This window comes from Rathayibacter sp. AY1F6 (assembly GCF_002932035.1).
GTDB lineage: Bacteria > Actinomycetota > Actinomycetes > Actinomycetales > Microbacteriaceae > Rathayibacter.
The window spans coordinates 17135-31795 of the sequence record NZ_PSVD01000019.1; the positions used below are offsets into that span (position 1 = coordinate 17135).

Below are 14661 nucleotides of genomic sequence, written 5' to 3' on the forward strand. Positions count from 1 at the left end.
GCGTCCGCTTGTTCGCGATCTGATGCGCGGAATTGCGGCCGCTCGAAACGGTCCCGACGCTGGACGTCCTAGCGACCGCTCTGCAAGGCAGAGTACAGTTGCTCTACACCACAGAGTGATCGGAGCATCATGTCGCTGACTCGCACGCCCTTAGAAGAACGGGTCCGAGACGCGCGGCACGTGTCATCACTTCCGCTGATCGTCTCCGGCGTCGGAGTGGTAACAGCCGGACTGCTGCCCCTGGCCGGTTCGACGCTGTTCACCGTCGGCTTCCTGATTCCTGCCTTCACGAGCATCGCTCTCTGGATCGTGCTGAGGGCTACTGCTGCTCACGCAGGTGTGGGAATGGGGCGCGAGCGCATGGGGCCGATCGCGGCCGTCATCGCCGCAATCTCGATCTTGACGTTTTTGCCCACGATGTTCGCCGGTCCGGCCTTTCTTGTTGAGTTCGTCGGTCCGGCGTTTCTTGTCGGGGTGCTCCTGTTCGCGATCGGTTGGCGACTCGAAAATCGCAGCCAGTGGCTTGCTGGCCTCGGGGTGGCAGTAGTTTCCCCCTTCCTCTTCAACAGCTTCTTGCAGGACGCTGCCCCCGAGAGCGGGTTGATCCTGGGTGCTTCCTACGGTTCCACGCCTCTGTCAATCGATGGCGTCGTTCTCACGATCGCCGGCATCACCCTCGTCGTTCTGGGTATCAACACTTTCCGGCAGGAGACGGGACGTGCCCGTGGCACCAGGCGCTGAGGAGTCGACCGACGACGAGTTCGCGTCCTTGGACGATGCCGTCCACCAACGAACGCGTCTTGCGATTTTGACCATCCTTCACGAGGCCGGCGAAGCCGACTTCCGGTTCCTGCGCACCACCCTCGACCTCACCGACGGCAACCTTGGACGACACCTCGAAGTCCTACTCAGGGCCGGTCACATCACCACACGACGGGGCTACGACGGCCGCCGAGCCAAGAACTGGGTCGCTCTCACTCCTCAGGGCACCGCCGCCCTCAGCATCGAAGTCGAAGCACTGCGCGCGATTGTCGCGCGCGTCGATCGCGCGCAGAATCCCTGACCAGGATTACCCCGCAGCGAGGTGGTTCACCACGAGTGACGGTTGCCGATGCCCTCCCACGGATTCCCGCCAGCACCGAGACCACGAGCCGCCGACCCATCTGCGATCGTCCCTGACGCGAACGCGGCGGGCTCTGCGCCTGTGGGGTGATAGCTGGTCTGGTCGCGGAAAATTGCCCAGATGACGTTGATGCGGCGTCGGGCGAGTGCGATCAGTGCCTGCTTGTGCGACTTGCCCTCGCCACGTTTTCGCTCGTAGAACGAGCGAGAGACCGGGCAGTTCCTCGACGCGATGAACGCCGCTTGGAAGCAGGCGTTCAACAGCCGCCGGTCGTAGCGCCGTGGCCGGTGGTGGTTGCCGGAGATCTTCCCGGAGTCGCGCGGCACGGGAGCGAGGCCCGCGAAGCTGGCCAGCCGGTCGGGCGTCTCGAATGCGGCGAGGTCAGTACCGGTTGCGGCGAGGAAGTCCGCGGCGAGCCTGCGCCCAAATCCGGGGAGCGACACGAGCAGATCCGCAGAACTGCTGTCCTGTAGAACGGCGTCGATCTCGGCCTCGAGCTCGGCGAGTTCGTCGCGGATGCGGAGCAGATCGCGGGCGGACCGGCTCACCAGCCGGGCCGCGGCATCCTCCCCCGCGACGACCGAGGTCTGCTCGCGCGCGGCTTCCACCGCCGTCTTAGCGACGGCCGCGGACTTCCAACAGCCCTGCCCCTTCAACCACGACGCCAGACGGCTCTCCCCCGTCCGCCTGATCGCGGACGGCGTCGCGTACCGGGTGAGCAGCACCAGAGGTCCCCTGGTCGTCGCGTAGTTGAACGCTCCCTCGAGTGACGGGAAGTAGTGGACCAGGATGGCGCGTAGCCGATTTACGGCGCGGGTGCGGTCGTGCACCAGGTCCTCGCGCCGGGCTGAGAGCAGGCGCAGCTCCGCGGTGACGTCGTCGGCCTGCCGCATCAGCGTCACGTCTCGTCGGGTCCGGGCCTGGTCGGCGATGATGACCGCGTCCTTCGCGTCCGTCTTTGCCTCGCCTCGGTAGGCGCCCGAGGCGTGATGAACGACCCGGCCCGAGATGTAGAACAGCGGCTGCGCGTGGGAGCTGAGCAGCGTCTGCAGCAGCCCCGTTCCGCCGTGGTTGAGGTCCGTCGCCCACGCGACGTCGGTGCCACCCGGCAAGGAGGCGACGTCGCCCATCAGGGTCAGGATCGCCGTTTCTCGGTTCTTGAACCGTTGCGAGAGCAGCTTGGTTCCGTTGGTGTCGATGACGACGCAGTGGTGTTCGGGCTTGCCGGCGTCGATACCGGCCCAGAGTTGGGGCATGCAGGGTCCTTCCGTTGAGGGGTGCGGTGCGCCGTGAACGACCGTGCCGGCATGTCCTTACGGGGCGATCTGGTCGCGTTTCTCAATGAGCGGTCCTGCCGTTGCGGGATCCCGGGCGGCTAATCACGGCGTGCCATCAGTCGGCTGAAGGCGGTCAGCCATACCCGGGATCCCTGGCGCGTTCCGGAGCCTACAACTGCCCCGGATCCACGGAAATAACGGTAAGGAAGGCGGTTCTCCGCCTTAGCAACCGGAGGGCGCAGTGCAACCCGGTGGGCGGCGGTGGAGAGAGTTTCGGCGCGATGTGAGGGAGCGCAGCGACCGCGTGCCGAAAGTCTCGGAGGAGCCGGTGGCGCAGCCACTTGAACGGAGCCCGTAGGTAGCTACGACCGCAGCGAAGCGGAGGGAGCCGCCGAAGGCTTCACGGCAAAGAAACGTGAGCCCAACGGGCGAACATCAGCGGCCGGCACAGCCGGCCGAACCTCTGGGCGGCGCTCCGTCGCTGCTGCGCGAGTGCAGCTCGCGCCCCGGAACGGGATACCGGGGAGCGTGAGGGGTTACCCCTCACGGGGCGGCAACGCCGACCCTCCCCCACCGTCGACCGCGACATGCTGACTTGTAAACATGCCTACAAGTCAGCACGTGCTGTGGGGGCTCGAACCTCCGTCACCAGAGTTGCCGAGCCGTGGGTTCGAACAGCGCCGCCGCCACCGCGCAGGTCCCCCGGAAGATAGCGGCGCCGACGCGCAGTAGCTCGTGGGTCATCCGATCCCGCGTCTGCCGGCTGCTCCCAATCACGGGGTCACCGCGGATGGCGAGTGACGGCCTGGGAGGGCCGGACGGCCCGGTAGGCATGTAGGGAAGTTGACTTGATTACATGCTTACTTGTCATCAGCTTTGCGTCCCTCGTACTGGGCGAGGAGGAGTTGAAAGGCTTCCGCAGCGAGCACCTGTACGGGGACGCCCTGCTCGGCCGCCAGGATCTTCACCGCTCGGATCGACTCCTGGGGGAGTCGAACGGAGAACACGGCGAGCTGGGTCGGCGGCACGAAGGTGCCTTCGCCCACCTGGGCTCTCTTCGGTCGAGCTGCGCGGCCCGCGGCCGCAAAGCGGTTCTCGCTCACTTGACGATTCCCTTCAACTCCGCGAGCACGTTTCGGTACTGGCCAGGATCGGTGATCGGCAGGCCGTACGCCATCGCGAGAGCCTGCGCCTGCGGGATCTCGCTCGTCAGGACGGGGACGCCGAACGGTTCGAGCGCGTCGCGGATCTGCCCAGCGGCGACCGTGCGCTTGACCACTCGGGTGAGGAGGGTGAAGGCCGGCGCGTCCGTGAGAGCTTGAACCTGCTCGATGAGGTTGACCGTCTCCGCGTACTGGGAGAAGTCGCCGCTGGTGGGTTGGATCGGGATCAGGATCAGGTCAGCGGCTCGAGCTGCTGACGTCGTGATACCCAGATCGCCCGGGGGAGTGTCGATGAGCACGTTCTGGTGGCTGCTGCTCAACCAGGGCTGCTTGTGGATCGTGTTGCGAGGCAGCCCGGTCGCGTCCCAACCGAGGGTGTTGGCCCAGTCGAGCGCGCTGCCCTGCGGGTCGCCGTCGACAATGAGCACGCTCTCCCCAGTTTCGCGAAGCGCTGCTGCGAGATGGATGACGGTCGAGGTCTTGCCCGACCCGCCTTTCAGGTTCACTACCGCTGTAATCATGTTGACAAGACTACCAGTCTGCATGCTGACATGTAAACATGCTGACGTGCTGACTTGGGGGATGCGCGGTTACTGGGGCCGTCGCTCGACGGCGGACGCCCAGACCCACAGTCGGCGGCTGGCGTCGCGGTCCTGCCACTCGACCATGACGGCTCGGGCGGTCCAGGCTATGGCGTAACCCTCGACGCGAACGGGGTTGCCGGGGTAGCGGACCCAAGCCCAGACGGGCAGGGGAGTGGCGGCCCAGGCGGGCCGCTGCCGGGTCTTGTCTAGCTCGTCGTCGGTCAGGCCGATGGGGTGGCCGCGGCCGACCGTCTCTTCGATGCGTCGATCGATCTGTGCGCCGACATGGCGCTCGTAGCGTCGGTTCGTTCCCACGCCGCCAGTAGAACATATGTTCGAACGCGTGCGGTCGACGTCATGCGGCGGTCGAGGACCACCAGAGCGAGCCGGGGGCGAGCATGCCGGTGCGTCCCCAGTGCAGCGCCTCGCGGTGATCGCCGCGGCCGGCAGCGTCGCGGGGGTAGAGCGGCCAGACGCGCTCGCCAGCGGTGCTGTCCTCGAACAGGGGTCGGCTCGACACGTGTCGGCGTCGCGGGCGTTGCCTGGGGGAGGAGGACCGGTGCGCGAGCTCGGCTTGCCACCAGGCCCAGACCTCGCGCTCGACGTCGTAGCGGTGCGCTCGATCCGTCAAGACTCCGTCGACCCCGATCGCGCGAGCGGCGGCGGTTCGGCGGTCACGCTTGGCCTGGGTCCAGCCGTGGGTGTGCTGGACGATCAGGCGGTGTGTGCGCAGGCGGGAGAGGGCGGTGGCGGCGGTGCGGGTGGTCACTCCCAGCAGTGTGGCGGCGGCGTCGACGGCGAGGGTTCCTTCTCGGCGCAGCAGCGCGTACGCCTTGCCTGCCAGGTGTCCGAGGCCGGCGCGGGTGAAGAGGTCGTGCCGAGTGTCCGTGAGGTCAGCCTCGAGCGTGGTGAGCAGCATGGTTCGTTCGGCGAAGAGCGGCCCGGGGGGGCGGGGGTTATTAGTGGCTGTGACCGGACCTTGCAGTGAGCCTGTGGAAAAGTGCTCGGACAGTCGCCATTCGCTGGCGTTCGAGCCGTCCGCGCGGACGACGAGCTGCACGTAACCGTCCTCGCGCAGGCTCCGCAGGGCGCTGGCGGCCGTGGTGCGGCCCAGGCCCGCCAGGAGGGCCAGGTCGCGGATGGACGCGGCGACGGTGCGCTTGCCGGTGTGCAGGGTGAGGTAGGCCAGGGCGGTAAGGATCGTCTTCTCCGACGTCGCCCGCTCGCTCCGACCCCACCGGCCCGGACTCACCCGGAACCGGTCGAGGAGGCCGCTGACGGCGCCGACGATGCTGCCCAGCTCCGCCAGGTCGCTCATTTCGCGCTCGGGCGGGAGAACGGCGTGCAGCGCCGCGTACTGGCGGGCCTTCTCCCACTGCCGCGCCAGTCGCTCGGCGGCCTCATCGCGGGCGCGGGGCCGGCGATGGCCGCGGCCGGTGTTCTTCGTGCGGTAGTGCTCCATCCCGGGCGCGGTCCGCGCGGCGTGCTCCACGTCGGTCAGGGACCATCCCGCGTGTGCGGCGGAGAGCAGGCACATGAACGCGGTCCACGACGGATTCGCGCCGCCTCCGGCCGTGGCCATGTGAGCGGCGCCGGCAGCGCTCAGCGTCCGGTGCGTGTGGTGCGCGGTGGCGGTGGGTACTGGGGGAGTGGCGTCGACGCGCAGCGGCGGCCGGGACTCTTCCAGGGCGTCCGTCACGGCCTCGATCGCGGCCGCGGTGACGGTCATGTCCAGCAGCTCCTCTACGCGGCCGCGGAGGACGCTCGAGAAGCTACCGTCGCGGTGCGGGGAGAGCGGCGGGCGGGCGGCGCCGGTGCGCGGGTTGCGGAGCATCCCGTGGTCGAGGGTGCGGAAGTTCGCTCGAGCGGCGATCGCCAATCGGGCCACCTGCTCGGCTGGGGCGGCTTCCGCGAGAGCGACCCACAGGTGGCGGCCTCCGGTGCCGGAGGACTGGCAGACGACGTGAGCGACCTGGTGCGCGTCGAGGACGGCGGAGAGGGCGTCGCAGTCGTCTGCGGCCTGCTCCATGAGGTCGGCGTCGACGCCGCGGGAGTCCTTGCCGTCGAAGTCGAAGCACAGCAGCCGGAACGCTCCGGCGTCGTCGGTGAGGTAGATCGCCCACGGGGCGGCCGGCGCGACGGGGGAGACGGGGAACGCGGCCGGATAGGCGTTCTCGTCCAGGCGCCCGTAGGCATCCGGGCGCATCGTGCGCACCGCGGCACGGGGGCTCAGTCGGCGCGTCAGTGCCCAGGGCGCCGAGAAGGAGTCAACTTCGGCATTTTGGGCGTGCGCAGACACAGCAATGTGGCTTACGATGAGGTCACTTCTCCTCCCTCGGGGGGGATGGATGAGGCCCGGCCTGAGAAACCGGTCCTGATCAACTGCTTCACACCTGTCGCCCTGGTAAGCCTTTGGTGTGAAGCGAGAGCTTCTAGGCCCGTCGCGTGAGCGGCGGGCCTAATGCGTTAAGTGGTGGTGATCGGCGGCTCCGATCGGGACGCGGTGACCCGCGGGAGCGCGCCGTACTTCGCGAGCAGCTCGCTGTAGAGCATGTCGACGTAGAGCGAGACGGTCACGCCGCTGGCGGCGGCAGCCTCGGAGACGGCATCACGGTTGGTGGGCAGCACGCGGGCGTTGAGTTGCACCGCCGCCGCTCCATCGTTCCGTCGTCTTCTTCCCATGCGGCTCATCATGGTGTGAGTGCTAGCAGTATTCGGGGAGTGGTGCGGCGTGTCGAGTGTCATGGTCGTGGTCGCTGTCCCCTCTGCCTGCATCCAACGTGGGTGAGGCTGCCCGCTGGTCTGCGGCACTCTCGACCTCTGACTAACGTAATCGATACTTCACCGTAGCCGTTAACACCTGTCAGCCGGCCGCGGGGCGAGCGATGCTGGCGATTGCGTTGGAGACGGCCGTCATGTGGCGGGCGCCGTCCGAAGCGACCGTGTTGGTGAGGTAGGCCACGACGAGCTGCGTGTCCGGGTCGGCCCAGGCGACGCAGACGTTGGACCCGTTGTGTCCGAACGTTCGCGGGCCGGCTATCGATCCGAGCGGCGGGTAGAGGTTGGGGGTGCGACCGCCGAGCTGGAATCCATGCGCCCAGAGGATCGGCGTGTGGGCGAAGCCGTCGACGTCGGCCTCGGTGGAGCTGGCGATCGTCGCCTGGGACAGGATCTCCGGTGAGACAACCTGCGTGTCATCGCGGCCCCGGCCATCGTTGAGCAGCATTTCGTAGAACCTGGCGACGTCGCGAGCGGTCGTTGAGATTCCGGCGCTCGGGATCACGGCCATGCGGACGGCACGGCTGTTCAAGGCCCCCATGGCGAGAGGTACGGAGCTGCGGATGGAGACGCATCGGGAGAGGTCGTGTTCAGCGACGCCCAGCATGGTGTTGGTGGCGCCGAGCGGAGTGAGCAGCACGTCGTTCATGACGTCGCGGAGAGGACGCCTGGTCACTCGTTGAATCACCTCGCCCAGGATGAAGCCGTAGGTGAACACCTGGTAGGAGGGAACGGTGCCCGGCACCGTCCTGAGGCGAGCGCTCTCGAGGTTGCGGATCGAGCTGCGCCAGTCGGTCATCGCCAGGGCGTCCCCGATCAGTCCGCGCGAGGTCGAGAACCCCGCACGATGGTGGAGGACCTGGCGGAGAGTGATCGATCCTTTCCCGTGACGAGCGAACTCCGGCCAGTAGTAAGAGACTGCGGCGTCGATGTCGAGGAGCCCGTCTGCGGCCAACTGGTGCACGAGGATGCTCAGGTAGGGCTTGCTGACTGACCAGGACCAGAAGAGTCCATCGGGTCCGTACCCCTGGGAGTGGTCGAGAAGGACGTCACCGCCCCTGAGGACGACGAGCTGCGCGGACCCTCCTCGCTGACGAACGAGGTTGACCACGGGGGACAGCGACTGATTCACCCACACCCCCGGTTCTCGTGCCCGGAACTGGTCGGGGCCTGCTGAAACTAACAGTGCTCTCTACGAGCGGCTACCGTGGTCAGCATGGCTGCGAGAACAGGTAACGGCGCGTCCGAGTATTCGATGCGCGTTCACGCAGCGATCAAGACCTTGATGGCCAGAGCCGGTCTTTCGAACGTCGACTTCGCGACGCGCACGGGAATGACGCTGACCTACTTCTACGCGCGGATGCGCGGCGACGCGATGTTCGACACGAACGATCTGGAGCGCTTCGCGCAGGTTTTGGGAGTCAAGGTCGCCACCATCTTCACGATGGCGGAGGAGTTCGGCGAGCCCACCGCGGACGTTGACGAGGTGGTCGTGCTCACGAACGGTGTCGAGTTCGCCCGACGCCTGAGCGTCCTCCTCCCGGCCGGCACGAGTGCGAGTGATGACGTCGCGGGGATCCCGGCGGCACGGCTGTCCGAGATGCTCGGCGCCACCGCGCGGTTCGGCGTGACTCGGAGCGAGCTCACTCGCCTCACCACTCACTTCCAGGTCCCTGAGGCGTTCTTGACGGAGCTGACGACCTCGGAGGACACCGCAATGATCGAAGCTGACCTCGAGCTGCGCCGAGCGCTCGCATCCAAGGGTGTCGAGCCGCTGGCGGCCCGGTCCCTCGGGGGAAACCTTTCCCCTGCTGCCATCCGCGGCATCGCCGCGTCGATCCGCGAGCTACGCGAATAGTGGCTGTATCTGGGAGGGGGAACTGTGGACGATCCGTGGCTCGTAACTGAGCAGATTCGCCAGACCGCCGAACGCGCCTTCAAGGAAATTTTCACTGAGAATTACCCCGGTGAACTGTCGACCGAAGAAGCCATCATCCGTCGCGCTCAAGAAGTGCTTGGTGCTGATATTGAGGTGTATCAGGGCGGAGACGAGTCGTGGGAGAACTATCTCGCCCTGACTCTTACCGAGACAATCGCCGCGCTGCTTCCTACCAAGTACATGATCCTCATCCGCAGCGACAAGAAAGCCTACTATCGGCTGTTCAATGTGTTCCACGAACTGGCTCACATCCTGTTGGGGCATCCTCCGAGTGAAGTCGAGCTCCCTCACGGTCTTAGCCTCGACAGCATGGGGCTGACGAGCGCAACGAACGCGGTACGTCACGCTAAGCAGTTTGTTTTCGATGGCGACGATTCCTCTCGGACGCATCGGATCCGCGAAGGCGAAGCTGAAGAATTCGCGCGTCTCATGGTGTCGCTCGTCATGTACCCGCGATACCGGTCGGGTGAGAGGAAGTTCGGCTAAGTGAGTCCGATCGAGAGCTTCTTCTTCACCGCCTCCTTCCTCGCCGTCACCGCCTACTTCTTGGGCTGGTTCATCGCCATCCTCGCCCGCCGACGTCCGCCGACGCGCCCATGGGTGGCAGCAGGCTTCGGGTCGGTGGGGCTGCTCGCACTGGGCGGCTTCCCGTGGCTGACGCTCGATGAGGCAGACAGCCTGTTCGGAGGAACGAACGTCTACTACTGCGTGATGCTCGTCGCCGCCGGCACGGCGATGTGGCTTCTCGTGGAGGCCGTGATCGACGTCGGCCGAGTGCGCCTCTGGTCGGTCGTCCTGCTCGTGGCGTGGATCGCGGCGTACGTGGCCGCGTTCATCGCGATCGACCGCCCGGCCACCTCGCCCAAGTTCTCGCATGAAGAAGTCGATCAGCTCCCGATGATTCTGTGCAGCGGGATCTACTTCCTCGGGCTGATGGTGCTGTTCGTGCGACTGATCGTGAAAGTCGCGAGGTTCCCCCGTCGCGCGTACTGGCCGTTCACTGTCGGCGGCGCGCTCATCATCGCCGGAGCCGCGGGCGAACTGGCCGGAATGCTGGTAGCGCGATACGTGCCCGACTCTGCCGCGACGACGAATGTCCTCTATCTCGCCTTCACCCCGGGATTCTTCGGTGGGATCCTGCTCTTCACCGCCGGCCTGTGCAGCTTCCCCGCTCGGCGTACGATTAGGGACGTCGCCGTCGACCTGAGCTCCCGAAAGCTCGTCACGATGCTGGCAGAGCGAGAAATCGCCGCCCCGCCCGTCTCATATGTGAGAGAAGGAACCGCGAGCGAGAAGAAGCTCGTGCGACTGATGACGCTACAGGTGCGCGTCACCGACGCGGTGATGGTCGGCGCAATGAAATTGAGCAACAACGAGAACGGTGTCGTTCGTCGCGCAGAGCGACTGATCGACGGTGAATTGCTAGCAGCAGGTATGGGATGGAACGAATGAACAAGTTGATCGTTGGAGCAGCAGCAGCAGGAGGCGTCGCCGTGGCCGGCGCTATCGGCTCGATCTTCGCCGCTCGCCAGGTCGTGCTTCCCGTCGATCCGCCTCAGATCCCGATCCTGCGCCAGGACGGGAAGACGATGACGCTGGCCGTTGACGGCAAGACCATCGCCCCCGGCATCCTCGGAATCTTCCGCACCGACCGCACGGGTCACGCGACACTCAGCCGCCCGATCCACACCGACCCGGTGACCGGTGCGACCACCCGGCGCATCGAATCGACCTGGGGCGCAAGCTTCGCCGGAGAGAAGGCCGTCATCTGCGAGGGCGACGTCTTCGCCGGACCGGAGGCGGTCGACCCTGACTTCGTGGAGGTCCTGGTCCCCGGGCCTCTAGGTGACTGCCCCGCCTGGCAGTTCGGGCCGGACGAGAACCCGGAGGGCACGTGGGCGATCCACGTGCACGGCATCCGCACCAAGCGGATCCACGCGCTGCGCAGCGTGCCGGCGATGACCGCGCTCGGCTACACGTCCCTCGTCGTCTCCTTCCGCGGCGACGGCGACGGCCCCGCGGTGCCTCACAGCGCGTCCATGCTCGGTCAGCGCGAGTGGGCCGACGTCGCCGCGGCGATCGACTACGCAGCCGCCCACGGCGCGCGGAAGATCGTCCTCATCGGCTGGTCCCTCGGTGGCGGTGTGGCGCTGCTCGCAGCGGAGCGCACGAGCCGCCGGGATCTGCTCTCCGGCCTCGTGCTCGTCGGGCCGGCGCTGAACTGGAAGACGGCGATCGAGCAAGGCGCCGTCGAGATGGGATTGCCTCGTCAGGTCGCGATCCTCGGCCTCGTGGGCCTGCGCAGCAAGCTCGCGAGCCGTCTCGTCGGTCTTCCGGAGCCGGTGGACTTCGACGCGCTGGACTGGGTGCGCGAGCCGCGAGCCGCCGCGCTGGGCTGCCCGATCCTCCTGTTCCACTCGGCCGGCGACACGACCTTGCCGATGGATGTCTCCCAGCGGTTCGCGAAGCTGAATGCGCCGGCCGTGGAAGTGGTCGAGACCGCAGCGACCGCCCACAACACGGAGTACAACGTCGACCCGGAGGTCTTCGACTCGACCATCGCTCGGTGGATTTCCGAGCACCAGTAACGAAACCGCTAGCACTGACATAGTGTTAACGCCATGGAAGCCCTTCCTGGCGTATCGCGAGCGGACCGTGCACTCACCGACGATGGCCGCACCGCTGATCGACGGTGGTCGGCCGTTGTCCACTTCTTCCACCTGGGCAACAGCCACCCCGTCGACTGCGCGTGCCAGCGGTGCGTGGCGACTCGCGAGCCGTCCATGGCCGATGAGGAGCTGGACGCGCGAACAGGGCTGGTGCGGCACTACCCGGTAGTGGAAATCGAGCAAGCCGCCGATGACGCGATCCTGCGGGCGGTGGCCTTGGAGACGTACTGGTTCGGCCGAGACGTCATCGCCGCCGGCTACGGGCTTCGCGCCGCGGAACGGTTCGAGGACGTCGCGGTGACCTCTCCTGACGGGGATCAGTTCGGCGTCGAAGGATGGCTCGCGGGGGATGCCTTCGAGCTCCAGTTCGCGACAGGGCTACGGGCGGTCGCGGACGAAAGCAAACTTCTGGCCCACAGATGCGTGGCGCTTCTTGAGCGCATCCCAGCAGGAACAGGGAACGCCGCGTGCGTCAGATAGCCCGCGGCGGCTCCGCGAGGTCGATCTGGCCCTTCTGATATGCCCGACTGACCGCGTGCAGGCGGTCGATCGCGTCCCAGTCGACCTTGTACGTCACGGTCTTGCGGTGTCGAACACCCGGCGCGGGCCTTCCAACGATCGCGCCAGCCTCCTCCAGGAGGTTGAGGTGACCGAAGAGGGTCACCTTGTTACGGGCCTCGGGAACCGCCTCGAGAATCTCCGACACCGTGGCCCCGTGAAGGCGCGCCGTCTCCTGCGACAGGAAGTGCAGCACGCGATTGCCGATTTCACTGGTCGTGGCACGCATGTGCATCACCTCCCTGGACGGCGGAGGGATCGGAGACGACATGAGTTCCATTGTGGCGCACTGGCCGTTTCCCCTTCACGCACGGGAGCCCGGTCGGCTTGAACCAAGCACACTCATAAAGCTACCTAAGTTCACGTTACAGGAAACCAAAAAAACCTTATAGTGGTCCTAGCGCGCAACCGGGACGACCGGTTGCGGCACGAGCCGTAGGGGACACACATGAGGACGCCGAGTAAGGCAGCGCTGGTCGTAGCGTTCGCGCTCATCACCACCGGCTGCACCAGCTCGAGCACCGATGCCGCGTCACCCTCCACCGAGTCGGCAGCTCCGGAGACGCGCTCCGCTGAGGCATCGACCTCACCCGAGACGGCGCCGGCCGAGAGCACACCGCCGGCCGCCGCTGAACTCTCCGACGTGGAGCCGCAGCCGGAGCCGACTGTCGAGGGCGACACTGTGGCGATCGCGGTGGCAGCGACTACCGCCTTCTGCCGACCCGCCCTGGACTACGACACCTGGATCGCTGAGCTGTACCCGTTCCTGAGCCAGCAGGCCGCGGTGGCGTACGAGACCGTCGACCCTGCGAACGTGCCCTGCACGACCCTCACCGGCGCAGCGTCGGTCCGGGATGGGGACGGCGCCTTCACGATGCGGATCCTGGTTCCCACGGATGCGGGGGAGTACTCGGTGTACGTCCACCGCACCGTCGAGACAGGTCCTTGGGCTGTCGAGCAGATCACCCCCCTGGCATCGGAGTAGCCCGGTGGCGAAGGGGGGAATGGGCGTTCTCGCGGCGGTCCTGGCACCGCTTCTCGCGATCGCGCTGCTGCTGTGGCTGCTGTTCTTCGGCGCCGCTGAGGACGCGGCCGCAGCATGCCTGCCTGGCGGCGGACCGGTGAACGTGTCCGCGATCCCCGCGGACGCGAAGGTCGGCGCCTACGGTCACGACCAGCTCGTGAACGCCGCACTCATCGTCAACGCGGGAGCCGCGAAGGGCCTCGGCGCCGATGGGCAGACGCTCGGCGTGCAGACGGCGATCGGGGAGTCCTCCCTGGTGAACATCAACTACGGCGACGGAGCGATCAACCCGGACGGGTCGGTCGCTGACTCGATCGGCCTGTTCCAGCAGCAGTCGAGCTGGGGGACCGTCGAGCAGCGCATGGACCCGACCACCTCGGCCGGCTTCTTCTACGACCGCCTCGTGGCCGTCGAGGGCTGGCAGGCGATGGAGCCCTCCATCGCGATCAACAAGGTCCAGCGCAACGCCGACCCGAACCACTACACGAAGTACCGCGCCGACGCCGTGGCGATCATGACCTACCTCAACAGCCTCGGCAGCAGCACGACCGCTCCCACCACGTCGGCGGCGCCGGTGAGTGTCCCGTCGACGCCGATCGGCACTGCGCCCGCCTCACCTGCGCCGGTCGGTGGATGCGTCGCCGTGTCCGGCGATGCGCAGGCTCTCGCAGCGAACCTCGTCGCGGCGATGGACGCCGGCAACCTGACCCTTCTCGAGGACCGGTACGCACAGCAGATCCGCGACATGGCGGCAGGGACTCCGAAGGAGAACTGCGCGATCGACGTCCGCATTCTCCAGATCATCACGATCGCGCTGAACACGTTTGGGAAGGTCGGCGTCTCCGACCTCAACCGCCAGTGCACCGGGAGCCTGCTCGGCGCCGGCACGGGTTCCTCGCACTGGATGAACGGCGGCGGCAACGCCGTGGACTTCTACAGCTTCGCCGGCACCGCCACGACCGGCTGCGACCCCAACGCCCTCCAGCTCCTTGACGTCCTCGACCCCCAGGTGCCCCAGGGCTCTCGCGCCGGCCAGATTCAGTGCCGATCGACCACGTATCAGCACATCACCCAATTCGGTGACACCCCGAACCACCTGCACTTCGACGTCGCCTACGCCGACGGCCCCCTCACCACCGAATAACCGGACTCTTTCGACGTCGCGACCGCGGCGGCGATCACCCCGCACCACCCAACACAGAAAACGGAGCACACCATGTCTGCACTGCTCGCAGCTACGACCGACATCCTCACCACCGCGGGCGCGCTCGGCGCGGTTGTCCCGGACCCGGGTCCCGGCGGCATGCCCCCCGGGTTCGAGGCCTTCACCACCGTCATGGGCTGGGCCAAGTGGGTCGGCCTCGGCGTCGCCGTCGTCGGCCTGATCATCCTCGGCGTCACCATGACCGTCTCCGCCCGCCGCGGCGAAGGCGGAGAGATCGGCGGCTGGCTCGGCCGACTCCTCGTGGGTGTGATCGTCATCTCCGCCGCGTTCACGATCGTCGGCTTCCTGATGGGCGCGTAGCGTCCCCGGGAAACCGACACC

General features: G+C 67.0%; 18 protein-coding genes. 10 read left to right on the forward strand and 8 right to left on the reverse strand.

Going from position 1 to position 14661, the window contains the following annotated elements; all coding sequences use genetic code 11:
• Positions 1-129: 129 nt before the first annotated feature.
• Together C5C44_RS16760 and C5C44_RS13455 are read left to right on the forward strand one after the other, a co-directional pair.
• Complete coding sequence (locus C5C44_RS16760; RefSeq protein ID WP_146084343.1) at positions 130-741, forward strand: hypothetical protein; 612 nt, start codon at positions 130-132, stop codon at positions 739-741.
• A gap of 28 nt (positions 742-769) precedes the next feature.
• On the forward strand, positions 770-1063 hold the full coding sequence (locus C5C44_RS13455; RefSeq protein ID WP_258062327.1) for a transcriptional regulator: 294 nt from the start codon (positions 770-772) through the stop codon (positions 1061-1063).
• Positions 1064-1089: 26 nt separating this feature from the next.
• Here the strand turns inward: C5C44_RS13455 and C5C44_RS13460 are convergent, their stop codons facing one another.
• The 7 genes from C5C44_RS13460 to C5C44_RS13490 all read right to left on the reverse strand — a co-directional run bounded on the left by C5C44_RS13460 (position 1090) and on the right by C5C44_RS13490 (position 8057).
• Positions 1090-2379, reverse strand: a complete 1290-nt coding sequence (locus tag C5C44_RS13460; RefSeq protein ID WP_258062328.1) for an IS110 family transposase — start codon at positions 2377-2379, stop codon at positions 1090-1092.
• Between the two features lie 881 nt (positions 2380-3260).
• A complete protein-coding gene (locus tag C5C44_RS13465; protein ID WP_104224213.1) occupies positions 3261-3446 on the reverse strand; it encodes a ribbon-helix-helix domain-containing protein in 186 nt (61 codons plus the stop codon).
• 53 nt (positions 3447-3499) lie between these two features.
• Positions 3500-4084, reverse strand: a complete 585-nt coding sequence (locus C5C44_RS13470) for an AAA family ATPase (RefSeq protein ID WP_181072910.1) — start codon at positions 4082-4084, stop codon at positions 3500-3502.
• A 69-nt stretch (positions 4085-4153) separates the two neighbouring features.
• Complete coding sequence (locus tag C5C44_RS13475; RefSeq protein ID WP_104224215.1) at positions 4154-4462, reverse strand: hypothetical protein; 309 nt, start codon at positions 4460-4462, stop codon at positions 4154-4156.
• Positions 4463-4502: 40 nt separating this feature from the next.
• On the reverse strand, positions 4503-6353 hold the full coding sequence (locus C5C44_RS13480; RefSeq protein WP_374953267.1) for a hypothetical protein: 1851 nt from the start codon (positions 6351-6353) through the stop codon (positions 4503-4505).
• Between the two features lie 260 nt (positions 6354-6613).
• On the reverse strand, positions 6614-6793 hold the full coding sequence (locus C5C44_RS13485) for a hypothetical protein (RefSeq protein ID WP_104224217.1): 180 nt from the start codon (positions 6791-6793) through the stop codon (positions 6614-6616).
• A 217-nt stretch (positions 6794-7010) separates the two neighbouring features.
• Positions 7011-8057 carry a serine hydrolase gene (locus C5C44_RS13490; RefSeq protein WP_181074968.1) on the reverse strand — a complete coding sequence of 349 codons (1047 nt, stop codon included), beginning with the start codon at positions 8055-8057 and terminating at the stop codon, positions 7011-7013.
• 84 nt (positions 8058-8141) lie between these two features.
• Here C5C44_RS13490 and C5C44_RS13495 point away from each other — a divergent pair, with 84 nt between their 5' ends.
• Genes C5C44_RS13495 through C5C44_RS13515 form a run of 5 tightly spaced genes read left to right on the forward strand, consistent with a single transcriptional unit; the run spans position 8142 to position 12013 of the window.
• Positions 8142-8783: a helix-turn-helix domain-containing protein gene (locus C5C44_RS13495; protein ID WP_146078848.1), complete on the forward strand. Its 642-nt coding sequence runs from the start codon at positions 8142-8144 to the stop codon at positions 8781-8783.
• Between the two features lie 24 nt (positions 8784-8807).
• Positions 8808-9350, forward strand: coding sequence for an ImmA/IrrE family metallo-endopeptidase (locus tag C5C44_RS13500; RefSeq protein WP_104224220.1), 543 nt, complete (start codon positions 8808-8810; stop codon positions 9348-9350).
• Complete coding sequence (locus C5C44_RS13505) at positions 9351-10316, forward strand: hypothetical protein (RefSeq protein WP_104224221.1); 966 nt, start codon at positions 9351-9353, stop codon at positions 10314-10316.
• Positions 10313-11452 carry a S9 family peptidase gene (locus tag C5C44_RS13510; RefSeq protein WP_181072913.1) on the forward strand — a complete coding sequence of 380 codons (1140 nt, stop codon included), beginning with the start codon at positions 10313-10315 and terminating at the stop codon, positions 11450-11452. Before C5C44_RS13505 ends, C5C44_RS13510 begins: the two co-directional genes overlap by 4 nt.
• A 33-nt stretch (positions 11453-11485) precedes the next feature.
• On the forward strand, positions 11486-12013 hold the full coding sequence (locus tag C5C44_RS13515) for a hypothetical protein (RefSeq protein WP_104224223.1): 528 nt from the start codon (positions 11486-11488) through the stop codon (positions 12011-12013).
• Here C5C44_RS13515 and C5C44_RS13520 read toward each other — a convergent pair.
• Positions 12006-12320, reverse strand: coding sequence for a hypothetical protein (locus C5C44_RS13520; protein WP_146082264.1), 315 nt, complete (start codon positions 12318-12320; stop codon positions 12006-12008). The genes C5C44_RS13515 and C5C44_RS13520 overlap by 8 nt on opposite strands.
• 219 nt (positions 12321-12539) lie before the next feature.
• Here C5C44_RS13520 and C5C44_RS13525 point away from each other — a divergent pair, with 219 nt between their 5' ends.
• The 3 genes from C5C44_RS13525 to C5C44_RS13535 all read left to right on the forward strand — a co-directional run bounded on the left by C5C44_RS13525 (position 12540) and on the right by C5C44_RS13535 (position 14640).
• On the forward strand, positions 12540-13076 hold the full coding sequence (locus C5C44_RS13525; protein ID WP_104224225.1) for a hypothetical protein: 537 nt from the start codon (positions 12540-12542) through the stop codon (positions 13074-13076).
• 19 nt (positions 13077-13095) lie between these two features.
• Positions 13096-14259 (forward strand): hypothetical protein, encoded by a 1164-nt coding sequence (locus tag C5C44_RS13530; RefSeq protein ID WP_104224226.1) that lies wholly within the window; start codon positions 13096-13098, stop codon positions 14257-14259.
• A gap of 72 nt (positions 14260-14331) precedes the next feature.
• Positions 14332-14640 (forward strand): hypothetical protein, encoded by a 309-nt coding sequence (locus C5C44_RS13535; RefSeq protein ID WP_104224227.1) that lies wholly within the window; start codon positions 14332-14334, stop codon positions 14638-14640.
• Positions 14641-14661 lie beyond the last annotated feature (21 nt).

Coding starts and splice junctions, on each gene's coding strand:
- C5C44_RS13460 (WP_258062328.1), bottom strand. CDS start 2,379: ATGCCCCAACTCTGGGCCGGTATCGACGCCGGCAAGCCCGAACACCAC.
- C5C44_RS13525 (WP_104224225.1), top strand. CDS start 12,540: ATGAGGACGCCGAGTAAGGCAGCGCTGGTCGTAGCGTTCGCGCTCATC.
- C5C44_RS16760 (WP_146084343.1), top strand. CDS start 130: ATGTCGCTGACTCGCACGCCCTTAGAAGAACGGGTCCGAGACGCGCGG.
- C5C44_RS13520 (WP_146082264.1), bottom strand. CDS start 12,320: ATGCGTGCCACGACCAGTGAAATCGGCAATCGCGTGCTGCACTTCCTG.
- C5C44_RS13495 (WP_146078848.1), top strand. CDS start 8,142: ATGGCTGCGAGAACAGGTAACGGCGCGTCCGAGTATTCGATGCGCGTT.
- C5C44_RS13480 (WP_374953267.1), bottom strand. CDS start 6,353: ATGCGCCCGGATGCCTACGGGCGCCTGGACGAGAACGCCTATCCGGCC.
- C5C44_RS13535 (WP_104224227.1), top strand. CDS start 14,332: ATGTCTGCACTGCTCGCAGCTACGACCGACATCCTCACCACCGCGGGC.
- C5C44_RS13510 (WP_181072913.1), top strand. CDS start 10,313: ATGAACAAGTTGATCGTTGGAGCAGCAGCAGCAGGAGGCGTCGCCGTG.
- C5C44_RS13515 (WP_104224223.1), top strand. CDS start 11,486: ATGGAAGCCCTTCCTGGCGTATCGCGAGCGGACCGTGCACTCACCGAC.
- C5C44_RS13470 (WP_181072910.1), bottom strand. CDS start 4,084: ATGATTACAGCGGTAGTGAACCTGAAAGGCGGGTCGGGCAAGACCTCG.
- C5C44_RS13530 (WP_104224226.1), top strand. CDS start 13,096: ATGGGCGTTCTCGCGGCGGTCCTGGCACCGCTTCTCGCGATCGCGCTG.